Origin of the sequence: Marinomonas spartinae (genome assembly GCF_016461715.1) — a bacterium.
Lineage (GTDB): Bacteria > Pseudomonadota > Gammaproteobacteria > Pseudomonadales > Marinomonadaceae > Marinomonas > Marinomonas spartinae_A.
This window is the reverse complement of the sequence record NZ_JAEMUI010000007.1, coordinates 101,848-128,008: the sequence shown is the minus strand read 5'-3', so window position 1 is coordinate 128,008 and position 26,161 is coordinate 101,848. Positions and strand designations below refer to the sequence as shown.

The following is a 26,161-nucleotide window of genomic DNA, read 5'->3' as shown; positions in this document are numbered from 1 at the left end:
TAGACGACCCTTTTATGTAACCCTTTATAAACGAGGGTTACAGATGCGTTATAGACATTATTTTCTTAGGGAGTCGGCGCTTCTGCTAACGCAATCCCTCGATCAGCAAACACTTCTTTGGCTGCAAATAGCCCGTTTAGCGCCGCAGGAAACCCAGCATAGAGGGCCATTTGCATTAAGACTTCAACAATTTCTTTTGGCGAACATCCCACATTCAGGGCGGCATGGAGATGAACTTTCAGTTGCGGGGCGGCATTGCCCAGTGCGGTTAAAGCGGCCACCGTCGCCATTTCACGTGACTTTAAATCCAAGCCAGGGCGGCTATAGATGTCTCCAAAACCAAACTCGATCATTAACGTTGCGAATTCTGGAGCAATAGGCTGTAGTGCATCCACCACTTTTTGACCCTGTTCACCATCTATTTCGGCCAATTTTTTCAATCCTAATTGATAACGATCTTCACTCATTTCTGGCTCCCATTTCGTACCCATGTTTCGTGCTCAGTTTCATGATTGGTCCGCGACACCAACCACAATGGTTGCTACTATGACATTTTTCATAAGCGAAATATTTACCAATAAAAGAAAATCAGTTTTTCATAAATGAAAAATTCAAGGAGTCTGTAATGCGAGAATTAATGTGGGACGATACCAAAGCCTTTTTGGCATTAGCACGCTTTGGTACCTTAACGGCGGCGGCTAAATCGCTCGATATCGGGATTGCAACGCTATCGAGAAAAATAGAGCGCCTTGAGCACAGCCTAGAAACCCCTCTCTTCTTACGTTTTCAAACCGGCTATCAACTGACGGATGAAGGTAAGCATTTACTCAGCAGTGCAGAAGAAATGGAAAACGCTGCGTTTACACTTACGCAAAGAGCGGAAAAAACCACGCAATTGATAGGCAGAGTCAAAGTGGCCACCGCTGAAAACCTCGCGACTCAACTGGTGTTACCCGCATTAGGCCTCTTTCAGCAGGCTCACCCCCACTTACATATCGACATGGTTACCGACATTCATACCGTCAACTTACATCGTCGCGATGCCGACCTTGCCCTGCGTATGGTACGTCCAACCAATGGCAATGTCAGCTTTCAACGAATTGGAACACTAGGCTATGGTCTCTATGCCAGTCACCAGTATCAGGCAGAATCCAGTGACCATCATGAGAAATTTATTCAATGGGGAGAGCACTATGAGCAGTTACCCGCCGCACAATGGATAACTCAACGCTTGGCAGGAAAAGCTCCCGTTCTGACAACAACCTCCGTGGCCACTCAAGTCAGTGCGTGTCTGGCCAATGTGGGCTTGTCAGTCTTACCGCACCTTGTTGCACGACCAGCAGGACTGGTCTGCCTCGCTGATACTCCCGAGGTGAATCAAGAAATCTACTTGGTTATTCAAAGCGATTTAACACAATCCAAGCGCATTCGTGCCGTAGCGGATTTTCTGATTGAATTAGTCAAACAACATCAAGATGACTTAATCTAATGTATTTCTTCTGGAGTTTAACAGCCCCCTGCTGCCTGCTAGGAGAAGCATAAATACTCACCCTAGTTTGCCGATTCCACGCCCTTAATGTTACGACCATGTACTTGAACCTGCAGTTCGTGAGTTAACAGACGAATTTGCCTGAGCTCCCCTAGTAAAGACTGTAATTGGGATAAAACAAAGTAATGACGCTCATCATCCTCTGAGGGACAGTCGTCCAATAATTTTTTCAGGCGCTCAAATTCTGCTGAGCTATCGGATACCAAACTTTTTTGCTCAAGACTCTGGGCCACTTCGTGCAAGCTTTCCACAATATAGTTGCCAGCCGACACCAATAACTCATTACTGGGCTGCTCAATCAAAGCACCACGATGGGCCCCAAAAGCCGCAATGTAGTTAAATAAGGTGTGACTTCGGATCACCAGACGTTGCCATAACTCAGCATCACGCCGGAAATGCCCAGGCTCTTGTAGCATACTCACCAGCGTGGAGGTTAACAAAGCGTCTGCATTATAGGCGCGACGGCGGCTACGACGATAAGCTTGTTCGCTCATGTTCTCTTCGCGATAGAAACGCATCAGCTCCTGTAGATATTCCGCACTACGCCGCAGCCCTTCTGCGAAGGTCATCGGTAATTGGCGATAGAACCAATCGGGCAAAATAAAAAATACCGCTAACCAAGAAATCACACTACCAATCAAGGTATCGAACAATCGCGGCCAAATGACTGCATAACCGTCCGCAACCTGATTAAAGCAACAGACTACCATCAGTGTAATCGCGGCAGTTGCCAGCACGTAACGATTATTTCGCGAAAGGAAGAACACCACGCCCGCCACAACGGCAATCATTAACTGAATGACCTCCACTGGGAAGAGCGTTATCAGAGACCACGCTGCCACCAAACCGAGCACAGTGCCAGCCATACGCTCATATAAGCGTTTGCGGGTGGAGCCAAACGTTGGCTGACAGACAAACAAAGTCGTCAGCATGACCCAATAGCCTACATCCAAATGCATGTTTTGAATAATGGCGTACCCACAGGTCAACGCAATCGACATCCTTACCGCATGTCGAAATACCTGAGACTTTGGCGTTAACTGATCAAGAATTTGGCTTAAAATAGACCGAAATGTCACGCGTGGCTGAGGAATTTGTTGTGATGCATCCGTTAAAGATACGTCCTCTAGCTGTCGGGCTTTATCAAGCTCTTGTTGCAATGCCGTCACGTTATCGGTCAGCTGTCGCAACGAGCGAAAGAGACGCCATTGTGTTGGTAAAGCCTCTCTCTCTAAATAGGCCATAGAGCGTTGAACGCCCGCAATGGCCTCTTCACTATCATGAAGATCAATGGACTGACTGGTGCGGATGGCTTCACCAATTTGTCGGCAACTGGCCCCTGCAGCCGACAACTGACGCTGTAAGCGAAACAAAATATCGCTGTGGAAAAAGGTTTCGGCTAAATCCGAATAATTGTAGTGAGAGGAACTGGCTCGTTCATGAATGGCCTGAGCAATAAAATACAAACGGATGTAACGGCCTAATCTAGGGCTGGTTGGCTCATTACCAATGCGACTCACTAAAATTTCTCGCACTCGGTTCAAGGCGATCACAACCTGTCCATGCTGCCGAGCTAGATCCAGTCGTAACGCATCCATCGAAGCGCTACTGAGTATCGGAAACAGTCTAGATTTCACTTTGAGATACAGGCCCACTTCAATATAAAGCGTCGCCAAGGCTTGACGTAATGGCACATGGACAAACAATGCTGCCCAAATAACCGATAACACGCCGTACCACAAGGCCCCCAAGGTTAATAACACTGGCTCATGCCAAATAGGGACTTCATGGGTAGCTTGATTTAAACCTATCATGGTGTAAACAGAGAGGATCAATGTCGCTTGAGAGATCACACCATAACGTCGACCTAAGGCGCCTCCCATTGACAAGCAAAACGCGACCACAGAAAGACTGATACCAAATGCCCACGGATGCGGCATCAATAATCGCACGCCAAACGAGACAATAATAAATAACAATAAGGTAATGGATAATGCGCGGATTCGCCCCAGCCAATTGTCTTCCGTTTCCGCTAACGCGCTGGCAATGATTCCAAGAAACAGCGGAATCACTAAAGAGATATAATCCAGCCCCCAGCTTAACGCCATGGCCCCACACAGAGCGATAGACACACGAATACCGTAAGACAGTTGTCCAACGCCCCCGGCCTTAGTTAACGCCTGTAGAGATATCTTAAAGCGACCAATTGCCAAGAAAACTCTCCTAAAACAATGACAAAAAATGCCGTATTGGGATACAAAGTTGAAGTCTAAACGGACACTGATTGGACTACAAGCCAGCTGTGGCAATCCTTTAATGAACAGCAAAAAAATCCGCATTCTTAACCAGAAATAGGAATTTAACGGCTACCGCAAAGAAAACACAAAATTAAACAGCGCTTAGTGCAAAGAGATGTTAGTGTGAAAAACAGACAATCAATCGGTGGGACATGATTATGTGGTTACAAGCCTCCAGTACTCTTGAGTTTTATATTGAAACCCCTACCCCCTTTTTGCTTATGCTGCGTCCTCGTAGTGGCATGCAACAATGGATTGCCCGTGAAGAGTATGTTTTGTCACCCAGTGTGCCAGCGGTAGAATTTACCGATTCATTTGGCAATCTATGCCAACGTTTAGTTGCGCCGGCAGGCCACTTCACCATTCGCACGTCCGTGGAAATCGAAACCGCCGATGCTTCCGATTCAGCGCCAGGTGCGCCTTTTGTCGACATACAAAAACTACCAAACGACACACTGCCGTTTTTACACCCAAGTCGTTACTGTGATTCCGATCACTTTACCGAGATGGCGTCATCCATCGTAGTAGGGTTAGCACCAGGATACGACCAATGCTGCGCTATTGTGGATTACATTCGCCGTGCCATCGAATACACACCAGGCCAAGGGGAGCAGAATATCAGCGCCTCTCAGGTCAATGAAGCTGGCCGTGGTGTGTGTCGAGATATGGCCCATTTAGGCATTGCTTGCTGTCGTGCGCTCGCCATTCCGGCACGCATGGTAGTGGGCTATCTGGAAGGATTAGAACCCATGGATCTACATGCTTGGTTTGAAGCCTATGTGGGAGATCGTTGGTACACATTTGATCCCACTCAAGCGAACTTGCTTGGTGGCCGTGTGGCGGTTGCCTTTGGACGAGATGCCGCAGATGTTGCCATCTACACGCAATTCGGCCCTCCTGTGGAATTGCTCGATTTAAAGGTTCAAGTCACCAAGACATCAGAGCCAATAAACTAAAACCTGACCGTACAAGTAACGAATCGTTTTAATAGTAACGGAACGTTCAACAGTAAAAGAGCCGCTTAAGCGGCCCTTTTGGCTAACAATATTTATTTTTCCGAGCCAGGATGGGGGGTTGGGTAATCCTTATCCACCTCTAATGGCTTAGCGTATTGACTATTCCATAACTGCTGATGCAACTCAGCGATACGATTGGCCATCGCATCGTTTTGCATCACCATTTCTAAGTTACGTGAATTATCCATGTAACCACCTTCCCAGTTACTGGTCCCAACCCAAGCGATTTTATGATCAATTTCCATTGTCTTACTATGCAAAACGCGGGCATATGGAATAAAGCCTTCTTTGGCTTGAGGAAAGGTCACAATCTTAACTTGAATGTTTGGTAAAACCTGTAGGCTTTTTAAATAATCAATATCCGGTTTGCCCGTATTCCAACTCGACACCATTAACTCAATTTTCACGCCTCGTTGAGCGGCGGCGCGAATGGCGGTATCAATGATCGGATAATAAGGTCGTGGTCGATGAGTCGAATAAGACAAGGGGGCGTACGTCATCACCATGATTTTGACTTCGTGTTTTGCTTTGGCTAAAAGACGTGGCAGCTCACTCTGGGAATCCCCCACTCCAGGTGGGTTAAAGGCATTTGGGCTAGCAACCAGATAATCAGGTTGAGATTCATCCGCTAGCACAGTCGTGGTATTGAGCACGATAGGAGGTTGGCCTTGCTGAACCAGCGCTTGATTCATCCAGTCCACCTCAAAGATCGCCTGCATTTCACGAGCGATGGTTGTATTGGTTACCAACAAGCCTGTTTCATGAATCTGTTCTAAGGAACGCCAGTCGAAATTTTGACTGCCCATATAAGCACTCTTTCCACCGTCGATCACAAAATACTTCGCATGAATAATACCACCACCAATTTTATTGTAATCAATCAATTTAAACGTCAAATTGGGGATGGCTTTTAATTCTGCTATGGTCTTTTTATCGGAGATTCCTAAACCATGTTGATCCATTAAAAAGCGGATTTTAACACCACGCTCACCCGCAGCTCTTAGATGCTGGATTACTTTTTGTAAAGGACCATTTTTACTATTAGGCTCACCCGACACATAAAACTGAGCAATATCAATAGCGGTTTTTGCCTGATCAAACTCACTGCACCATACAGTGACAGCATTTCGTAAATCAGGCGTCGACAAACTGGTTCCACTGGGAATGGTATCCACCAGCTCCATACCAGACTGAACAAACTTGGCCTGCGCTCCAACACTCCATAACACCATCAAACCTACCAAAAAACGAAACTTCATCGATTGATCTCCTACTGTTCATTTGATGTTTATGGCACAAATAGATGACATTTAAAAGTCTATTTTTTGACCGACGAAACAACCCATAAAAAAACCAGCTCAGAGGCTGGTTTTTCGTGTTTAAATAAGCGTTTTTCGCTAGCAGGATCAACGGTGAGCAAAGGCTGTTTTGCTGCAATCCCCATCGATTTTGTTTTTCTCTTCTTCCAAAATCTCATCGGTAAACTGACTCATAAAACAGCAACAAATTCCTTCGCCAATCATGGTACGGGGCCCCATTGGGTGACCAATGTGCTTATAGACACCATGGCTGTGACCATGTGAGTGATCGTGGGAATGCCCATGAGAGTGATCATGACTATGAGAATGGTCGTGTGCGTGGCTGTGTGAGTGACCGTGATCATGAGAATGGTCGTGATGTTTGAGTAACACTGAGTGCTTTTTCTCCGAGTGATCCAAGGACTGAACTAAGTTAGTAAAGTGCTTAGTATCGAACTCCGATGGACCTTGGGTGTCATCTTGTGGATCAACAAATTCTGCATGGTGATGGTGAATATCTACTTCCCCGGCGGCAAGGCGGCGTTTAAAGGAACTCATCAGCGTTTCTTCACCCGTTGGCAATTCCCCTTGCATGATCTCTTCCACACGATGTTGGAATGCATCAATGACTTTCGTGTGGTCACTTAAATAATGGGCTTGAACGAAGGCTATCTCAGGGTTTGCTTCGGCGACTTTGTTCACATACCCTTGAATCCGTTTGATCAAGCGGCCAGTAAACAGGAAGTATGGTGCCACGACAATACGCTTAAAACCCAATTTCAGTAGCTTCTCAAGACCCACTCCGACAGAGGGATAAGTTACGCCAGAATAGACGGTATCCGCCCAACCAAACCCCATGTTTTCATTGACAATACGCGTTAATTTAGCTGCTTCAGCATTGGCAGAGGTATCAGACGTACCGCGTCCGACCACCACCAGCATGGTGTCATAAAGATTTTCGGGCGGGTTTTCTGGGTCCAAGCACAGGGATTCATAAATACGTGCTTGAAATGCCTCGATCATGTCGTCCTGCAGCCCTAATTCACGGCCATAGGTTATTTTTAAACCTGGATGCTTTTCTTCGTAGGTTGTCAGAACGGAAGGAATATCGTTTTTGGCGTGCGTCGCGGCGAACAACATACCCGGTATGGCATAAATTTCTTCGACCCCTTGATTCACCAAACTGTCTAAGCCCATATGAATATTCGGTGCAGAAAATTCCAGAAAGCCATATTCCACTGGAATATCAGGGTAACGTTCTTTGAGTCCCTTTGCTACAAGACCAAATTCACGTTCAGCGTCTTTATCTCGGCTGCCGTGACCACAAATCATAATGCCCTTTTTGGCCTGTTTTTTATTGCTCATCATTTCTCTCTACTTTATTCATCTCAGCTAGTCGTAGTCTAAATCCAACCAGCAAGGTTACAAGAGATCTTCTGCCCAAGATCACTGACGTTGTTCTTGTTGCTGATCTAGATCAAGCAACAAGGATTGAATTTTTTCCTGGTATTCCTCAGCGTTCTGCCACATACCACGCTGTATCGCCTCTAACAAACGCTCTCCCATTTCCTCAAGCGCATGGGGGTTATTATCGCGCATAAAGGCTTGATTGTCCGGATCAAGCAATAATCGATCCGTCACCTGCTCATATTGGTAATCCGCTACTAGATCGGTTGTTGCATCGTAAGCAAACAGGTAATCCACCGTAGCAGTCATTTCAAAAGCGCCTTTGTAGCCATGGGTTTGCATAGCCTCGATCCATTTGGGGTTCAGCACCCGAGAGCGCACCACTCGATTAAGCTCTTCTTTCAAGGTACGAATTTTGGGTGAACTGGGGTTAGAATGATCGCTGTGATACACACTGGGGGCTTCCCCACGAAACGTGGTCACCGCGTTGGTCATCCCCCCTTGAAATTGGTAATAATCATCCGAATCGAGAATATCGTGCTCACGATTATCCTGATTTTGCACCACCACATCCAACTGAGACAAACGCTCAACAAACGCTTCTTTCGCTTCTACGCCTTCGCCCTGGACCTTAATACCATGATTATCACTATCTTTATCAGTGCCATCACTATAGGAACCATAAGCGTAACCGCCCCAGTTCACATAGGCTTCTGCAAGATCCGCTTTGGTATCCCAACATCGCTCGTCAATCAAACCTTGCAACCCTGCACCATAAGCCCCCGGTTTGCTACCAAAAACACGGTAAGTAGCCTGACGATTGGCTTGCCCGTCGCTCATGCCTTGAGCAAGTAACTTGCTTTTACGTGCTTGCACATTAGCACGAATTACATTCCCCGTTCCGGGCTCTTCAAACTCCGCAATGGCTTGCACCGCCGCATCGTACAGTCGCATCACATTAGCAAATGCATCGCGGAAAAAACCGGATACCCGCAAAGTCACATCTACCCTAGGTCGACCGAGTTGCATGCAGGATAGAATCTCAAAATCGGTCACACGGTTCGACCCTGGTGCCCAAATAGGACGAACGCCCATTAGAGCAAAGGCTTGAGCGATATCATCCCCACCGGTTCGCATGGTTGCGGTTCCCCACACGGACAAACCCAAGTCTTTCGGGTAATCACCATGCTCTTGCAAATGTCGCTGGATTAAAGCTTCGGCCGATTGCTGACCGATTGCCCACGCCGCTGGGGATGGGATCGCCCGATTGTCCACTGAGAAGAAATTACGCCCCGTTGGCAACGTATCCAGCCGACCTCGGGTTGGTGCGCCACTTGGTCCAGGAGGAATAAAGCCACCAGCTAAACCAGTCAATAAGGCCTGTATTTCATTATGGGCACTTTGTCGCAACGCCTCCAGCAGACGCTGTTTACTGTGGACCAATAACACCGCTGTTTGCGGTAGTCTTGTGGCCAATTCATCTACCGATTCATCACCGATGACGTAACTCAACACTAACGCTTTAGCCAATAGCTCTAAACGCTCTTTCGTATCGGCATGGGTTCGCCAAGTCGATTGGCTCACTGATTCTAACAGTTCAGGCCGATTACCTAACCATAGTGCGCGCTCACTTTTCATTGGATCAAATCCGTCTTGCTCCAATGATAAATCGTTTACCAACCCATGAAGAATCCCTTGACTGGTCATATCGCTGCCTCGCGGTAAACGCAACAAGGCCACTAAGGTATCGGCTAATTTATCGGCTTCTGGTAATTCACCTAAGCGGTGCAAACCATGGCGAATTTGCGCCTCTTTGATGTCACATAAATAGGTGTCTAACCCTTCCAAGACCGAATCATCATTGCTGGCTTCAACCCCAACAAGCTCTTCCAATAAATGGGACTCTTGGACTTTGTTGAGGATCTGTTCGCGTAACCAGGTTTCTCGACGTATGTCCATGCCCATGGCTTGGTAATATTCGTCGACGAGATTTTCCAGCTCAGCCATGTCTCCATAGGTTTCAGAGCGGGTCATGGGTGGCATCAAATGATCAATAATCACCGCTTGTGCACGTCGTTTGGCTTGCGCGCCCTCTCCTGGATCGTTCACGATAAAAGGATAAAAATGCGGCATAGGGCCAAGGGCGATATCCGGCCAGCAAGACGCTGACAAAGCCGTGCCTTTGCCCGGTAACCATTCAAGGTTGCCGTGTTTACCTACGTGCACAAACGCGTCCACTTGATAAACGTGACGCAGCCAAAAATAGAACGCCAAATAACTATGGGGGGGAATCAAATCGGGATCATGATAATTCGCAGCGAGATCCAAGTTAAACCCTCGGGCGGGCTGAATCCCCACAAAGGTTTCCCCTAAGCGAATGCCCGCCAACATAATGCGACGTTGGCCATTTTGCTCGCGGCATTTATGATCGTCTTCTGGTGGTCCCCAGCGATCCCAAACGGCATGCTGGCACTCTAATGGCAGTTGATAGAAATATTGTAAATAGTCTTCTAAGGCGAGGCTTTGCCAACAGCCTCGTTCATGCAAGGTATTGGGATTATTGGTCACCGCGCCAAGCAATTCTTCAATCAAGGCATTACCGTGAGCGGGAATATTCTCAATCGGATACCCGGCACTCTCTAGCGCTTTTAATAAATTGACCGTCGATGCGGGTGTATCCAAGCCCACCCCATTACCAATACGTCCATCTTTGGTGGGGTAATTGGCTAACACAAAGGCAATGCGTTTTTGATGATTGGGTTTACAGGCCAAATGAGTGAAGCGCTTGGCAAGCTGAGCGACAAAACGCGCACGTTCTTGGTGTAATTCGTAACGTACCAAATCCACTTGAGCAATGTCGTTGTAATGACTTAAGGCTTTAAAGCTGACCGTACGCGTAATAATGCGCCCATCCATTTCTGGCAAAACGATTTGCATAGCCACATCTCGACTGCGCAAACCTTGGGTTTGTGCTTGCCAATCCTCTTCGGTACTGCCTGACAGAATCAATTGCAACACCGGAATGGGAGCAGCAAAGGCCGATTGAAAATCCGTCGGCTCAGAAGCCAGATCGGGACTGCCGACGCGATTGGCCGCAAAGCCTGTGGTGTTTAGAATCACCTTGACTTGAGTGCGTTCTACTAGCGACTCGATCAAGCCCACCGACACATCGTCTTTTAAAGAGCTAACCGCTACGGCCAACGGCACCAACCCTTCTTGCTCTAAAATCTCGATCAAGCCATCAAACATGGCGGTATTACCACTTTGTAAATGGGATCGATAAAAGGCCACAATAACAACTGGACGTTCCTCTGCCAAACCGTCAGCATAGTGGCGAGACCATTGCAAAAAGCCAGACGCACTGCCCCCATGATAAATCAACGCATTGGGTAAAGGGGCTGGTTCTTGCCATGGATAAGGCTGATCGAAATAACGATCCGCGAGGAAATACAATAATTGCTGAGAGTTACTTTGGCCGCTTTCGCGCAGATAGCGCCACACGCGGTGGCCGTCTTCTGGTTGCGCGGTGGAAGCCTTCATTAAAGAAGGATCTTGCGCATCATCTCCCGGCACAACAATGAAGGTTCGGCCTCTTTTGGCACGCGACCAATCCTGTAAACGCTGAAAACCATAGGCCCAATAATGCTCGCCGCCGAGCAATGACACCACAACGACTTTCGCGTGATCAAGTACCTTGTGTTCGTATAAATCGTACGCGGCAGGTTTCACCAACTGCATCCAATTGGCAAGGCGAACCGAAGGTAAGAGCGCCCCCTGATCAGACAATTGCTCCAAGGCACTGCCAAGCGCACCGAGCACACTATCTGCAGCGGCCAGAATCACTAAGTCGGCAGGAGTTTGTCCAAGATCGACAATCCCTTCATCGTCAACAAAGCCCCCTGGTTTGGCTGCTAATAAGTGCACTCTTTCTCCAATTGCTTTCTTGTACTCACTCGTTTTCCCGCGAAGGCGGGAATCTATAGGTTTTTCATTACGAGCTTAACATCGCTCTCTTAACCCCTCCCCTTATCAAGGGGAGGGAATATCTAGCTCCTCCCCCTTTTCAAGGGGGAGGCTGGGAGGGGGTTAAGCGCTCATCGCATCATGCAAAATGTTCTCAATGCGCTCTTTCTCAATACCTTTGCCGATAAACACCAACTGCGTTTTACGCACTTCTTCCGGTTGCCATAGGCGATCAAAGTAGCGATCCAATCGAGTACCAACGGCTTGGAACACTTGACGCATTGGCTTGCCATGAACGGCTGCAAAGCCTTTTACACGGAAGATGTTGTACTCTTCGATGAGTTGCGTCAGCGTGTCTTGCAATAGGTCTGACGACACTTCACCCAGGGACACCACAAATGAATCAAAATGATCGTGGGCATGATCATGGTGCTCACCATGGGCGTGATGATGATCATGATGATTATGCACCTCATCAATGCGGCTCTCGGTGGCAGCATCAATGCCCAATAACATATCCAACGCCGCTTCGCCGTTTTCGATGTAGACCGTTTTTACCGTTGTTGGTACTTCATGGGCGATAATGGCCTGCACGCGAGCACGCTCTTCATCGTTCAGTAAATCGTTTTTACTGACCACCACCAAGTCAGCAGCACTCAACTGGTCATCCAATAACTCTTGTAAACTTGGGTCATGGTCTAAGCTGTCGTCTGCTTGGCGCTGTGCTTGTACTTTTTCTTCGTCATGGGCAAAACGCCCTGCCGCAACGGCGGGACCATCGACGACGGTAATAACCGCATCGACCGTACAATGTTCTTTAATACCCGGCCAGTTAAACGCTTGAACCAAAGGTTTGGGTAACGCTAAGCCACTGGTTTCAATCAGGATATGATCAATATCACCACGGCGAGCAACAAGCTGCTCCATAACGGGAAGAAACTCTTCTTCTACCGTACAGCAAATACAGCCATTGGCTAATTCGTAAAAGCCATTATCGCTACGCTGGCCACCCTCTTCCACCCCCTCAGGGCAGTCCAGAGGACAAGAGCGAAGCAGATCGGAATCGATGTCCAACTCGCCAAACTCATTGACAATCACCGCAATGCGTTTGCCTGCGGCTTGCTTTAATACATTCGATAATAGTGTTGTTTTACCACTGCCCAAAAAGCCAGTCACAATGGTTGTTGGGATTTTATTGAGCTGCATAAGGAATCCTTGCTGTTATTTTTTAGGGTCACGTTGACGGTGAATTTTTCGAAAAATGTGTGCCTGGCCTTTATCGTAAAGGTAAGAGTCGGCAAAGTCGTCAGTATCTAACACATGGCCCACTAAGATAAGACTGGTTCGAGTAAATTTTTTCTCACGCACTTTCACTACGATATCCGCTAAGGTGCCCACCACATAATCTTGGTCTGGCCAACTGGTGCGATAACACACGGCCACAGGACAATCCGCCCCATAATGGGGAAGCAGTTCTTCAACGATTTTATGGATACGCGTCACCCCAAGATGAATGGCTAAGGTGGCCCCACTTTGTGCTAAAGCGGGCAATCTTTCACGTTCCGGAAATGGCGTTTTACCTTCATAGCGCGTCATAATAACGGTTTGAGAAACACCCGATAAGGTTAACTCTTTGCGAAGCAACGCCGCCGAGGCTGCCACGGCGCTGACGCCTGGGATGACATCATAATCAATACCTAAGGCTTCAAGACGGCGAATTTGCTCACCAATTGCCCCATACAAAGCGGGATCACCAGATTGTAAGCGGGCCACATCTTTGCCTTCTTTGGCGGCTTGTTCGATGACGGCAGTGGTTTCATCCAGATTCATTTGTGCCGTATCGTAAATCGCTTCAGCGCTGCCACGCACGCTGTCAATCACTTGTGTGGGAATCAAAGAGCCCGCGTAGAGAATAATCGGACAGCGCTCAATGGTTTTGACGGCTTTTACCGTCATCAAATCTGGGTCGCCTGGGCCTGCGCCAATAAAGTAAACCGTCATGTATTTCCCTTATTATCTTTTCACCAGCTTAAAGCTTCTTAGAATAGCCGCGTGGGGTGTATATCCAATGTTTCTCACCATTGACGATGTGTTTGGAGTCAGAATTTCCGACGCTGACCATGGTAAACATATCCACGTCTTTGGCATCCAGTTCGCCCAAGGTGGTAAAGGTAATCTCTTCTTCAGGGCGTGTTAATTGACGCCCAATCATCACAGGCGTGCTCGCGGGACGGTACTTCAATAACACATCGCGGGCGTGGTTTAATTGCCAATCGCGTTTTTTTGAAACGGGGTTGTAGAAAGACACAACAAAATCACCCGCACCACAAGCATGCAAGCGCTTATCGATGGTTTCCCAAGGGGTGAGTAGGTCTGATAATGAAATCGTACAGAAATCGTGCCCCAGCATCGCGCCTACTCGGCTGGCTCCCGCCTGCATAGCGGAAATGCCTGGGATGACTTCAATGTCCACGTCCAGCCACTCAGGATGGTTCTCTTTGCCCTGCAGTTGCAAATCCAGCAATTCAAATACCAAGGTCGCCATGGCATAAATACCAATATCGCCACTGGAAATTAATGCGGTATTTTTACCTTGTGCGGCCAGATCCAGCGCCAAACGCGCCCGTCCAATTTCTTCACCTAACGGCAAATTATGAAACGTTTTACCCGCGCTCAGCTCACCTAATAAATCCAAATAATAACCGTAAGCCACCCAATCACTGCATGCGGATAGCGCTTTTGTAGCATTGGGAGCAACCAAACCAAGGTCACCAGGCCCCATGCCCATTACAAATAATTTGCTCATTACATCTCTTCGTTATCGTCAAGCACACTTCACTACCACACGCACTCTATCAATAAGCGCCCTTAGAGCACGGAGCGCTTGTGTAACTGAGTGAAACCCAAGGGTAAATAGGACATATTGTACACCTGATGGGGATGAGACGGGATGAAAAGACTCCGTTTTATCGTGAGAGATATTCAGGTAAGTAACGTCGACGAGGCGTCGACAACAAAGCACAACTGAATCGGACAAGCATGAGACAGCCAGCCGCTACTTAACAGCAGAAAAAAGGTTAACGTCGAATTAAGATTCGACGCGAATAAGTTGGCATTTCACTTCTTTAAGATCGTCAATTTCGATGGCGGCTTTATTTTTCTCAGACCAAAAAGACACATCTTCTCCCAAATAGTAGGCGCCGGAGGCACTGATCGCTTGAGTTAAGTGATAATGTTTGTTTTTCCAATTCAACAGTGCTTCTTCACCATGAAATTGAATTTCCATAGGCTCCCCTTCACAAAGATAATGGACGACATTCGTCTGGGTATCGATCTGAGACACCTCATTATCCTTCACTTGCTTAGGTGGTGGCGTACTGCACGCCGTTAGCCCCAACATTAAACACACCATCATACTGTTGCGTATCGAAAACACCTTGATTCGCATAGAGACTCCGCTCATATTCTTTGGCTCACGTGTTCATGGCCACTCATAAAATCCTGCAGTTTGGTATATGCCAAACTCCCTGTTTACTGTGTATTAAAGCCCATCTTAAGCTTACTGGACAAGTATCCTGTCAGGTAAGCTGATTGCTAACGTCGATTTTATCGACTGTCACTAACACAGAATAAATTATAGCTGACCACGGGGTTAACCACTACAACATAGCGTTTCTTTACAGTACATATCTGCCTTCTACGGACACAGGAAATGTCAAACAAAGTGGATAGATCAACATTTTTACCATCAATCTCTTTGCAAAAAACCATGAAATCCGTATATTCTCAGGTACCCGGATGTATCCGGTTTCGTTCTCGGGGCGGGGTGCAATTCCCCACCGGCGGTATAGAGACAATCTAAGCCCGCGAGCGCTCAGTATTGGTTATGTTTATCATAGACAATACTGAGGTCAGCAGATCTGGTGAGACTCCAGAGCCGACGGTAATAGTCCGGATGATAGAGAGCGCGTCAGACAAAGTTTATATAGTCAATGTATCCTTGGATCTACTCAGTAGAATCCAACCGCAACTATTGTTATTAGAGATAGCTCATTGTATGAGTTATTTGTCTGTCCGTTCGCCCTGATTCACTCGTTTTTAGGAAAGTAAAAAATGAATCAGAGCTCAACGAATGTCGTAGACTTCAATCCAGCAAAACAACGTATTGCCTTTATCCATGCTTCTTGGCATAGCGACATCGTTTTAAAATGCCTTGAAGGCTTTAAAACAGAAATGGCCGTTCGTGGTTATAACCTAGACAACATTGATATTATCCCTGTGCCAGGTGCCTATGAAATCCCGCTACAAGCCAAATTATTAGCCAAAAGTGGTCAGTATGCCGCAATCGCTGGCAGCGCCTTAGTGGTGGATGGTGGTATTTATCGCCACGATTTTGTCGCTCAAACGGTCTGTAGCGCTTTAATGCAAGTCCAACTTGAAACAGAAGTTCCTGTCTTAACAGCGGTGTTAACACCCCATCATTTCCATGAACATGATGAACACTCTAACTACTACAAACAACATTTTGTGAAAAAGGGCATAGAACTTGCCAATGCGTGCGATGAGACCATCAAACTCACCGCCACAGCAAAGCAGTCTCTAAGCGCGTAAAGCAAATAGATAGAAGCAACTAGACAGTCCCTTCACCCATAGCGCATTTGTCTGTACAAATGCGCTATTTTTCACAACAAGAACCGTACCCTCCCTCGAAAACACCTCTTTTATTTATTCAAATTTTATGCTTTCGTGCAATTAGAAAGGATTTTAAATAAATCGTAAAGATGCCATTTTGGCAGTATAAAAGAAGATCCCTGCTTTTAGCTTGCTTTTTTCGCCATTTATTAACATTTTTCAACTTGATAAGATTTACCAATAATCTTAATAGTATTCTTGAGTCTAGGCTTTATTTTTCAAAAGATTATTATCTAAGAGATTGTTTCCGATTTATATAAAACCATATCAGTCAGTATGATAAGGAGATTTAAATGGGTGCCACAACAGAACAGCTCAACGAAGAAAGCACAATGTCACATAGCAGTGAGAGCATCGAACAAACGCTACATTCTTCCACGAAAGCTTCTTTTTCCTCTCCTGTTGAACGATGGATGGCCACCAACCTTGCAAAAGCAGGCATTATCATTAATGGGCCAAACCCTTGGGATCCGCAAGTACATAACACAGCCCTTTGGGACAGAGTCATACGTCAGGGGTCTCTCGGTCTAGGTGAAGCCTATGTAGATGGCTGGTGGGATTGCGAGCAAGTTGATGAGTTTATTTCTCGCATCATCAGCGCCAAATTAAATGAGCAGGTCACAGGACGCTGGGTCGTGTTACGTCACTGGCTTATGGCCACCCTGTTCAATCGACAATCCGAGAAAAGAGCCTATCAAGTTGGCGAGCAGCACTACGATGCTGGCAACGACTTATATCAAGCTATGCTGGATCCAACAATGGCCTATTCATGCGGGTATTGGCATGAAGCGAAGACTCTACATGAAGCACAATTAAATAAGTTGCGCTTAATCTGTGAAAAAGCACAGCTTAAACAAGGCGAATCGGTTCTTGAAATTGGCTGTGGCTGGGGGAGCTTTGCCGAGATAGCAGCCAAAGAATATGGCGTTAGTGTAACTGGTGTGACCATTTCGAAAGAGCAAAAGAAATTAGCGGATGAACGCTGCCAAGGCCTGCCCGTCGATATCGAACTAAAAGATTATCGCAGCATGGAGGGCCAGTATGACAAACTAGTTTCCATTGGTATGTTCGAACACGTGGGCCCAAAAAACTACGATACTTACATGAGCACAGCCCATCGTTTAATGAAAGAAGATGGCACATTTGTACTTCACACCATAGGCAGCGATCAAAGCAAAAATGGCACCGACCCCTGGATCGATAAATACATCTTCCGCAATGGTGTGATTCCATCTTTGAAACAAATCAGCGAATCAGTAGAGCCATACTTTGTTATTGAAGATGTACACAATTTCGGACCCGATTACGATAAAACCTTAATGGCATGGCATCAGAATTTTGCCGCTGCTTGGCCTGAACTGAAAGACCAGTACAATGAGCGCTTCTATCGTATGTGGTCCTACTATTTAAAAATTTGTGCCGGTGCTTTCAGAAGTCGCTCTTTACAGTTGTATCAAGTTGTCCTAAGAAAACGCCTGGATAGATTACCTCGCTATCACAGTGTTCGCTAATAGCATACTTTGTATAAAACAATCCCTGTATAAAACAAATAGAATAAGCCATATGCAGATATCACTCATAGAACAGACAGCCTAACGAATTATTATTCGTTGGATGTCTGAGTCTATCGTTATTAAGTCATCTTAGCTCACACCACCAACGACAACATATCCTCAATAAAGAAATCCAAAGAACGTTGCTCGATACGCTCAATGCCTTTTTGCTGATGCTCAGGCAGGTTGGCGTATTTAGAGGCCGCGCCAAAATCACCAAATAAGATATGTCCTTCTGCATTGATCAAGACATTATGTGCATATAAATCCCCGTGGGAGACTTTCTTTTGCTTGAAATGCGACACCAAACTTTGCATCTGCTCAATAATATAATCGACCGTGGCTTTGGAAAACGCCTGACCTTGAGTAAAAGTGTCTCGAGTACAAGACGCCAAACTCGGAGGTTGCCCTAAGTTAACATAATCGCTCGGAATCAGATCCATAACCAAAGCCGAGCAAACAGTTTCACGTATTTTTGCCAGTGGCCGGACAAGATTGTCATGGGCACCAACGGACAAACAAGCATCCAGTTCATCTTCCGGGTAACCATCGCTCGTGACCTCTCCTTTAAAAACTTTCACCGCCACCGTGTCAGCAAAGAGAAATGGATTATGACGCCAAGACGCTTGCCATATCATCCCCGAGGCGCCCTGCCCTAATAAATTATGCAGAACAACATCGTCATAGGCGACCGTCTTAAACTCATCATGTGTGTCTCTATCGGCGCAAAATGGATTACCAGAAAAAGCCAACCATGCTAAACGTGGTAAAGAGAGCAATACTTCAGGAAACGATGTCAGTCGATTCGCAGACAAACGAATCAACTCCAGGTTATGACAATTTGCCAAAGAATCAGGCAGTGATGTTAAACGATTACCCGCCAATGCCAGCTTTTGTAGACGAGACAATTCACCCATGCATTCAGGCAAGGCTTCAATACAATTGTCGGTTAAAATCAACCAACGAGTTATCTTGGGTAACGAACGGGCAGGAACCTCAACGATCTTGTTGTGTTTAAAGCCAATCATCTCCAACTTTTCACATTGTCCAAGCACATCAGGCAAACGCGTAAACAGATTGTTTGAGCAGAAAAGCACACGCAACTGCGTTAAACGGTGGAGATCCCCAGGCAGTTCGCTAAGCTGATTACCAGAAAGATCCAATATTTCCAGACTGTCAGCTAGGTCATAAATCGCCTCAGGAAAGTCCGTTAAATTAGCACTAAGCTGAAGGCGGGTAACGCCTTTTAGTTCGCCACTATTCAGTTGTTCTAGCGTATGCAAGAGAGAGCTCCATTAAAAATTTTCGCCATTATAGCGACTTCTTGTTAATCGAGCGACGCTTGTCTCCTTTACCATCCCTGTCAGCCGCTAAAACAGCTAAAAGAGACTCAACTTAACAGGACCAACACCAATGCCACGGCCCCTGGCAATCCCTGAACAAAGAGTATTTTTTTACTTGATGTGATCGCACCAAACACACCCGCCACCACCACGCACGATAGGAAGAAAATCTGAATGGCTTGACCCTGTGCAACCGCTTGCTCGAAGGTCGTTAAGATTAGCCCCCAAATAAGGCCCGCCGCTAAAAAGCCATTGTACAAACCTTGATTGGACGCCATGACTTTTGTTGCTTGCGCAAACTCTTTTTTCAGCCCGAAGACCTTCATCCCTTTTGGTTTATCCCATAAAGCCATCTCTAACACCAAGATATAAATATGTAACAAAGCAATCAACGCGGTCGCAATGCTGGCAATAACAAGCATAAAAAATCCTTTTCCAAAAGTTAAAAATTCACTTTAGAGCAAACTTACAAATGAATCACGCTTTTACATAAGGTTCAAGCCAAGAAAAAGCGAACCACTTGGGTTCGCTTTTAGGGTTTTCTTTCTAGCGTTTAGAAAAATGAGAGTTATGCAGCTGATTGAGTCGCTTTTTTCGCGATACGGTAAGCATGCAACAAGGGTTCAGTGTAACCAGATGGCTGCTCTTTGCCTTTGAATATCAGATCACACGCCGCCGTAAAGGCAATGCCACTGTAGCTAGGCGCCATGGACTCATAGAGCGGATCATCCGCATTCTGCTCATCCACAATCTTCGCCATACGCTTTAATGACGACATCACTTGATCGCGACTGCACATACCATGCTCTAACCAATTGGCAATGTGTTGCGAGGAAATACGCAAGGTGGCTCGATCTTCCATTAGCGCCACATTATTAATATCTGGCACTTTGGAGCAGCCGACACCTTGATCTATCCAGCGCACCACATAGCCTAAAATGCCCTGAACATTGTTATCCAGTTCCGCCTCAATCTCAGCAGAGGATAAAGCACCAGGATTCGTCATAATAGGCAGCGTTAAGATATCGTCTAAGCTGGCTCGCTCTCTGCTCATTAACGCTTGTTGTCGAGCGCGCACATCCACCGTGTGGTAGTGGGTGGCGTGCAAAATGGCGCCATTAGGAGAAGGTACCCAAGCTGTATTCGCCCCAGACATTGGATGAGCAACTTTCTGCTCCAACATGGCCGCCATTTCATCCGGCATGGCCCACATACCTTTACCAATTTGCGCTTTACCAGACAAACCACATTCAAGGCCAATATCGACATTCCAATCTTCATAGGCTTTAATCCAGGCTTGCTGCTTCATCACTGTTTTAGGAACAAAAGGACCCGCTAGCATAGAAGTATGAATTTCATCCCCCGTGCGATCCAAAAAGCCGGTATTAATAAAGACCACTCGATCTTTCGCAGCACGAATACACTCTTTCAAATTGACGGTCGTCCGTCGCTCCTCATCCATGATACCGATTTTTAAGGTATTACGTTTCAGCTGCAACACGCTTTCAATGCGCGCAAATAATTCAACCGCAAAGGCCACTTCTTCTGGTCCATGCATTTTCGGTTTAACAATATTGATACTACCGGAACGACTGTTTTTGTGAGTGGTATTACCATTTAAATCATGCATTGCTGCAAAAGCCGTGATAAAGCCATCCATTATGCCTTCTGGAATCTCATTACCTTCTTTATCCAAAATGGCAGAGCTTGTCATTAAGTGACCCACATTACGAATAAACAGCAAACTACGACCAGGTAACGTGATCGTCTCGCCTTCTTGTATGGCTTTGTAGGTGCGATCAGGATGCAAACGACGAATCATCGTCTGACCATTTTTTTCAAAGCGCTCTTCTAAAGAACCATTCATCAACCCAAGCCAATTGCGGTACACCTCTACTTTGTCTTCGGCATCAACCGCGGCAATGGAGTCTTCACAATCCATAATGGTGGTCACAGCGGCTTCGATTAATAAATCTTTGACGCCCGCTTTATCCGTTTGACCGATCGGCGATGTTCCATCAATTTGGATCTCAATGTGCAACCCATTATTTTTCAATAAAATCGCACTCGGTTGATTTGCCTCACCTTGGTAGCCAACGCATTTTTCGGGTGATGCAAGGCTTGATGTTTCCCCTGAAGCCAACACCACTTCTAACTGACCACCGACGATTTTATAAGACGTGACGTCCCCATGACGACCAAGCTTAAGAGGAGCAGCTTGATCTAATAATTGACGACCAAAGGCAATGACTTTCTCACCACGGATCGGGTTGTAGGCTTTGGTAATCTCTGCGCCCTCGTCTTCAGAGATGGCATCCGTACCATAGAGAGCATCATATAAACTTCCCCAGCGAGCATTGGCAGCATTTAAAGCAAAACGTGCATTCTTAACAGGAACAACCAATTGTGGACCCGCTTGCTCAGCAATCTCTTGATCTACCCCTTGCGTGGTAATCGTAAAATCTGCTCCTTCTGGTAATAAATAGCCGATCTCTTTTAAAAACTGCCGATACGCCTCGGCATCATGCTCTTCTTCTCGATGGGAAAGATACCAATGATCAAGCTGTGATTGCAGATCATCACGCTTAGCCAACAAGGCTTTATTTTTCGGAGCTAACTCATAAATCGCCTCTTCAAAGCCTTGCCAAAACTGCACTGGGTCAATGCCTGTCTCTGGAGCAATCTCGTCATTGACTAAACGCCACAGATTCTCATCAACCTGCAGGCTACCTTGCTGAACTCGCTGCGTCATAACCCTCTCCTTTATTTATTTTTTAAACCGTTTTGGTTTGATCAAGTTGTATCAGTTTATATCTAACTGAAACATTTGTAACGGACTAATCATTGCCTAGATGTACCATTATTCCACTAAGATAGAATCAAAAAAGCCCGTATTGTGACAAAAAAACTTTGCAACATAACAGCACACTGACTTGCGTTTTTTTTACACTTTTATGCAAAGATAGCGAAAACCTTCCTTTAAAAAGTAAATGCCACACGATACATAAAAAATAATCACTTAAAAATCAAAAAGTTAAAAAATCATCATTGCCAATTTAGCCCTTCTTAAAAGCGCCTCAGTAATGTGCAAATAGCAAGATCACGAAAATTTTTTCTCTCAATCGGACACTATATGACAATTCGGTCATGAAACTGTCACAAAAGAAATCCATTATTTATCACCAGGACGGCAACTCAAGAAGACTCGCGTCCTTGGATAAATAAAGCTATTAGGACAAGCCGCCAAATGATGGCTGCAATGTTAGTTCTCGAATGACAATTTGAAACGATTTTAGGAGATAACTCTGATGAAACGCATTATTGCAAGTCTAGCTGTTTGTGCAGCGGCAAGCGCAATCACGGCAACGTCTGCTTTCGCTGCTGACCAAATTACTGGTGCTGGCGCAACCTTCCCATACCCTGTTTACTCAAAATGGGCTCAAGCTTATAACGAAGAAACAGGTGTTCAGCTAAACTATCAAGCAATCGGTTCTGGCGGTGGTATCAAGCAAATCAAAGCAAACACCGTAGACTTTGGTGCATCAGACAAACCTCTTACTCCAAAAGAGCTTGATAAAGCGGGTTTAATGCAGTTCCCAACGGTTATGGGCGGCATCGTGCCAATCCTTAACGTTAAGGGCATCAAACCTGGCGAACTTGTTCTTGACGGCAAAACCATTGCTAACATCTACCTAGGTAAAATCAAGCGTTGGAACAACAAAGAAATCCAAGCGCTTAACCCAGGCGTAAAACTTCCTGATAGCCGCATTTCTGTTGTTCACCGTGCAGATGGTTCTGGTACGACTTTCAACTTCACTTACTACCTAGCTGATGTATCTCCAGCTTGGAAAAAAGACGTAGGTGTTGATGCCTCTGTTCAGTGGCCAGTGGGTACTGGTGGTAAAGGTAACCAAGGTGTTTCTAACTACGTATCTCAGTTGAAAAACTCTATCGGTTACGTTGAGTATGCTTATGCTCTACAAAACAAACTGACTTACGCTCGCATGAAAAACAAAGATGGTAAAATCGTTTCTCCTGCGATGGAAAACTTCCAAGCAGCTGCCGCTGGTGCAGACTGGAAACATGCTAAAGGCTTCTACCTAATTCTAGCAAACCAACCTGGTGCTAAGAGCTGGCCGATGACCGCTGCAACCTTTATCTTACTTCATAAAGATGTTAAAAACCCTGACGCAACGAAAGCCGTGTTAAAATTCTTTGACTGGGCATACAAAAACGGTGACCAAGCGGCCGCTAAACTTGACTATGTTCCATTCCCAGCTAGCGTGAAAACATTGATTCGCGATGCTTGGAAAAAAGATCTAAAAGCTGACGGTCACTCTGTCTACATGGGCTCTTAATACATGAGTAATACCAACATGACGCTCGTAAATAATCGTACGAAAGCGCATGCCGAGACCGCTGGTGAATTCCAGCGGCCTCCACGTTTTCTAAACGGCGAAGCCTTTAACAAAACATTTAAATGGCTTTCTATTGGCGCTGCCTTATTCATTCTAATGATTTTAGGCGGCTTCTTTGTGTCTTTAACCATTGGTGCGTGGCCAGCCTTAAAACAGTTCGGTATTGGTTTTATTTGGACATCCGCCTGGAACCCTGTTACCGAAAAGTTTGGAGCCTTACCCGCCATTGCTGGTACACTCATCACCTCCGCTATTGCCATCATAATAGCTGTACCCTTGGCCTTTGCCATTGCCGTTTATATTACTCAATTAGCACCTAAATGGTTACGTCACCCTTTAGGCATTGCCATTGAATTGTTAGCCGCCATTCCTAGTATTATTTATGGTATGTGGGGACTGTTTTACTTTGCCCCGATGTTTGCAGACTACGTTCAAGGCCCGATCATTAATTTGTTTGAGAATGTGCCAATACTGTCCACCATTTTTCAAGGCCCTGCCATTGGTATCGGCATGGCAACAGCGGGCATTGTACTGGCCATAATGATTCTTCCCTTTATTGCCTCTGTTATGCGCGATGTTATTGATACCGTACCTAAGCGACTAAAAGAAAGTGGCTTTGCCATTGGTGCAACGGATTGGGAAGTGACTAAAGCTATTATTATTCCGCACTGTCGTACTGGTTTGGCGGGGTCTATTTTCCTAGGATTAGGCCGTGCATTGGGTGAAACCATGGCGGTTACCTTTATTATTGGTAACGCGAACCGTATTACGGCTTCCATTTTTGCGCCAGGTAACACCATAGCCTCGACCATTGCCAATGAATTCCAAGAAGCCTATACAGAAATCCATTCATCTTCTTTGATGGCACTTGGTCTATTGTTGTTTATTATCACTTTCATCGTGCTGGCCATTGCCCGTATGATGCTTAATCGAATTTCAACCTAGGAGTTGACCGTGAACGCAGTCGTTAGACGTCGTCATTTTGCCAACCTCGTATCTCGTATGCTAATTCTTGCGGCCACGTTATTCGTGCTCGCGTTTTTAGTTTGGATTTGTGGTGTTCTTCTTTATGAAGGTTTTTCTGCTTTTAAACCCACATTATTCACCGAAATGACGCCTCCTCCAGGAGAATCTGGCGGTTTAGCCAACGCCATTGTCGGTAGTTTAATGTTGGTAGGGGTTGCCATGCTTGTTTCTACGCCTATTGGCTTACTGGCCGGAACCTATTTAAATGAATATGGCAAAGGCACTTGGTTAGCTTCTGTCGTTCGCTTTGTGAATGACGTTTTATTAGCAAAACCCTCCATTCTTGCTGGCCTTTTTGTTTACGAAATCATCGTTGCCCCGATGGGAGGATTCTCTGGTTGGGCAGGTTCTGCTGCGCTTGCCATCATCGCGATTCCTGTTGTGGTACGTACCACAGAAGACATGATGAATTTAGTCCCTAACAGTATGCGAGAAGCCGCTTATGCATTGGGGGCAAGCCGCTCACGAGTTATTCTAAGTGTGAGCTATCGTGCGGCACGAGTGGGTATTACAACTGGGGTGATCTTGGCTGTAGCTCGTATCTCTGGTGAAACGGCACCACTCTTGTTTACGTCGCTAAACAACCAGTTCTGGTCTACGGATATGTCACATTCTATTGCTAACTTACCGGTAATGATCTTCCAGTTTGCAATGAACCCATACCCTGATTGGCAAGCTCTTGCTTGGGCTGGCGCATTGTTGATCACGCTGACGATCCTTGTTCTATCCATTATTTCGCGCGTGTTTTTACGCTCAGCAAACTCACAACATTAATTGTGGAAGTGACCATGACTCCTTCAGAAATGCTAAATATTGAATCATCACAAAGCACTTTGACGACAGACATTGATATTACTGTACGTGATTTAAACTTTTACTACGGTAACTCACACGCGTTAAAAAACATCAACTTAGAATTCGGTAAAAAAGAAACCACCGCTATCATTGGTCCTTCTGGCTGTGGTAAATCGACGCTACTGCGTATTCTTAACCGCATTTACACCTTATACCCAGGACAAGAAGCGAAAGGCGAAATCATCATTAACGGTGAAAACATACTTGATCCGAAGGTTAATGTAGCGGCATTAAGAGCGAAAGTTGGGATGGTGTTTCAATCACCTACTCCTTTCCCAATGTCTATCTACGACAACATTGCTTATGGTATTCGTTTGTACGAAAAACCCTCTCGCCGTGAAATGGATGAGCGTATTGAAAAAGCCCTACGTGGTGCCGCACTCTGGGATGAAGTGAAAGATAAGTTACACGCCAGTGGACAAAGTCTCTCTGGTGGTCAGCAGCAGCGTCTTTGCATTGCTCGTACCATTGCACTAAAACCACAAGTACTGCTATTGGATGAACCTACGTCAGCACTTGACCCAGTATCCACCACCAAGATTGAGGATTTGTTAGATGATCTTCGTGATGAATACACCATCGTTATCGTGACGCACAACATGCAACAAGCCGCCCGTGTTTCACAAAAAACCGTGTTCATGTACATGGGTGAAGTGGTGGAAGTCGCGCAAACCGATGAAATGTTCCTACGCCCTAAAGAAGAGCGCACTAAGAACTATATCACCGGTCGCTTTGGTTAATATG

Annotated in this window: 20 protein-coding genes and 1 riboswitch; of the genes, 8 read left to right on the top strand and 12 right to left on the bottom strand. The window is 46.0% G+C overall.

What is annotated here, in order from left to right; translation table 11 throughout:
- Positions 1–65 precede the first annotated feature (65 nt).
- Entirely contained in the window at positions 66–467 is a 402-nt protein-coding gene (locus JHD45_RS09020; protein WP_199476182.1) for a carboxymuconolactone decarboxylase family protein, read from the bottom strand.
- 158 nt (positions 468–625) lie between these two features.
- Here JHD45_RS09020 and JHD45_RS09015 point away from each other — a divergent pair, with 158 nt between their 5' ends.
- Positions 626–1,489 (top strand): LysR family transcriptional regulator, encoded by an 864-nt coding sequence (locus JHD45_RS09015; RefSeq protein ID WP_199476181.1) that lies wholly within the window; start codon positions 626–628, stop codon positions 1,487–1,489.
- Between the two features lie 62 nt (positions 1,490–1,551).
- On the opposite strand, the gene yccS is transcribed toward JHD45_RS09015, so the two are convergent.
- Positions 1,552–3,762 (bottom strand): YccS family putative transporter, encoded by a 2,211-nt coding sequence (yccS, locus tag JHD45_RS09010; RefSeq protein WP_199476180.1) that lies wholly within the window; start codon positions 3,760–3,762, stop codon positions 1,552–1,554.
- A gap of 242 nt (positions 3,763–4,004) precedes the next feature.
- Between yccS and JHD45_RS09005 the strand changes: the two genes are divergently transcribed.
- On the top strand, positions 4,005–4,802 hold the full coding sequence (locus tag JHD45_RS09005) for a transglutaminase domain-containing protein (RefSeq protein WP_199476179.1): 798 nt from the start codon (positions 4,005–4,007) through the stop codon (positions 4,800–4,802).
- Between the two features lie 92 nt (positions 4,803–4,894).
- Here the strand turns inward: JHD45_RS09005 and JHD45_RS09000 are convergent, their stop codons facing one another.
- The 7 genes from JHD45_RS09000 to JHD45_RS08970 all read right to left on the bottom strand — a co-directional run bounded on the left by JHD45_RS09000 (position 4,895) and on the right by JHD45_RS08970 (position 14,978).
- Positions 4,895–6,121 carry a phospholipase D-like domain-containing protein gene (locus JHD45_RS09000; protein ID WP_199476178.1) on the bottom strand — a complete coding sequence of 409 codons (1,227 nt, stop codon included), beginning with the start codon at positions 6,119–6,121 and terminating at the stop codon, positions 4,895–4,897.
- A gap of 147 nt (positions 6,122–6,268) precedes the next feature.
- The gene (locus tag JHD45_RS08995; protein ID WP_199476226.1) at positions 6,269–7,525 is read right to left on the bottom strand and encodes a sirohydrochlorin chelatase; all 1,257 of its coding nucleotides are present in this window, start codon (positions 7,523–7,525) and stop codon (positions 6,269–6,271) included.
- An 81-nt stretch (positions 7,526–7,606) separates the two neighbouring features.
- The gene (cobN, locus tag JHD45_RS08990; RefSeq protein ID WP_199476177.1) at positions 7,607–11,491 is read right to left on the bottom strand and encodes a cobaltochelatase subunit CobN; all 3,885 of its coding nucleotides are present in this window, start codon (positions 11,489–11,491) and stop codon (positions 7,607–7,609) included.
- A gap of 162 nt (positions 11,492–11,653) precedes the next feature.
- Positions 11,654–12,736 (bottom strand): cobalamin biosynthesis protein CobW, encoded by a 1,083-nt coding sequence (cobW, locus tag JHD45_RS08985; protein WP_199476176.1) that lies wholly within the window; start codon positions 12,734–12,736, stop codon positions 11,654–11,656.
- A 15-nt stretch (positions 12,737–12,751) separates the two neighbouring features.
- A complete protein-coding gene (cobM, locus tag JHD45_RS08980; RefSeq protein ID WP_199476175.1) occupies positions 12,752–13,531 on the bottom strand; it encodes a precorrin-4 C(11)-methyltransferase in 780 nt (259 codons plus the stop codon).
- A 28-nt stretch (positions 13,532–13,559) separates the two neighbouring features.
- Positions 13,560–14,336, bottom strand: a complete 777-nt coding sequence (gene cobJ, locus JHD45_RS08975; RefSeq protein WP_199476174.1) for a precorrin-3B C(17)-methyltransferase — start codon at positions 14,334–14,336, stop codon at positions 13,560–13,562.
- Between the two features lie 282 nt (positions 14,337–14,618).
- A complete protein-coding gene (locus JHD45_RS08970) occupies positions 14,619–14,978 on the bottom strand; it encodes an MliC family protein (RefSeq protein WP_199476173.1) in 360 nt (119 codons plus the stop codon).
- A gap of 360 nt (positions 14,979–15,338) precedes the next feature.
- Positions 15,339–15,501, top strand: a riboswitch (FMN riboswitch).
- A 142-nt stretch (positions 15,502–15,643) separates the two neighbouring features.
- Here JHD45_RS08970 and JHD45_RS08965 point away from each other — a divergent pair.
- Both JHD45_RS08965 and cfa read left to right on the top strand, forming a co-directional pair.
- A complete protein-coding gene (locus JHD45_RS08965) occupies positions 15,644–16,141 on the top strand; it encodes a 6,7-dimethyl-8-ribityllumazine synthase (protein WP_199476172.1) in 498 nt (165 codons plus the stop codon).
- Positions 16,142–16,515: 374 nt separating this feature from the next.
- Positions 16,516–17,733, top strand: a complete 1,218-nt coding sequence (gene cfa / locus JHD45_RS08960) for a cyclopropane fatty acyl phospholipid synthase (RefSeq protein ID WP_199476171.1) — start codon at positions 16,516–16,518, stop codon at positions 17,731–17,733.
- A gap of 137 nt (positions 17,734–17,870) precedes the next feature.
- Here the strand turns inward: cfa and JHD45_RS08955 are convergent, their stop codons facing one another.
- From JHD45_RS08955 to JHD45_RS08945, 3 genes are all read right to left on the bottom strand, one after another.
- Positions 17,871–19,058, bottom strand: a complete 1,188-nt coding sequence (locus JHD45_RS08955) for a leucine-rich repeat-containing protein kinase family protein (RefSeq protein WP_199476170.1) — start codon at positions 19,056–19,058, stop codon at positions 17,871–17,873.
- A gap of 107 nt (positions 19,059–19,165) precedes the next feature.
- Positions 19,166–19,540, bottom strand: coding sequence for a DUF1304 domain-containing protein (locus tag JHD45_RS08950; protein ID WP_199476169.1), 375 nt, complete (start codon positions 19,538–19,540; stop codon positions 19,166–19,168).
- Positions 19,541–19,686: 146 nt separating this feature from the next.
- Positions 19,687–21,870 (bottom strand): malate synthase G, encoded by a 2,184-nt coding sequence (locus JHD45_RS08945; protein WP_199476168.1) that lies wholly within the window; start codon positions 21,868–21,870, stop codon positions 19,687–19,689.
- A gap of 556 nt (positions 21,871–22,426) precedes the next feature.
- On the opposite strand from JHD45_RS08945, the gene pstS reads away from it, so the two are divergent.
- Genes pstS through pstB form a run of 4 tightly spaced genes read left to right on the top strand, consistent with a single transcriptional unit; the run spans position 22,427 to position 26,157 of the window.
- A complete protein-coding gene (gene pstS / locus JHD45_RS08940; RefSeq protein WP_199476167.1) occupies positions 22,427–23,476 on the top strand; it encodes a phosphate ABC transporter substrate-binding protein PstS in 1,050 nt (349 codons plus the stop codon).
- Between the two features lie 3 nt (positions 23,477–23,479).
- Positions 23,480–24,481 (top strand): phosphate ABC transporter permease subunit PstC, encoded by a 1,002-nt coding sequence (gene pstC / locus JHD45_RS08935; protein WP_199476166.1) that lies wholly within the window; start codon positions 23,480–23,482, stop codon positions 24,479–24,481.
- Positions 24,482–24,490: 9 nt separating this feature from the next.
- Complete coding sequence (gene pstA, locus JHD45_RS08930; protein ID WP_325097280.1) at positions 24,491–25,336, top strand: phosphate ABC transporter permease PstA; 846 nt, start codon at positions 24,491–24,493, stop codon at positions 25,334–25,336.
- Positions 25,337–25,350: 14 nt separating this feature from the next.
- Positions 25,351–26,157, top strand: coding sequence for a phosphate ABC transporter ATP-binding protein PstB (gene pstB, locus JHD45_RS08925; protein ID WP_199476165.1), 807 nt, complete (start codon positions 25,351–25,353; stop codon positions 26,155–26,157).
- Positions 26,158–26,161: the final 4 nt, after the last annotated feature.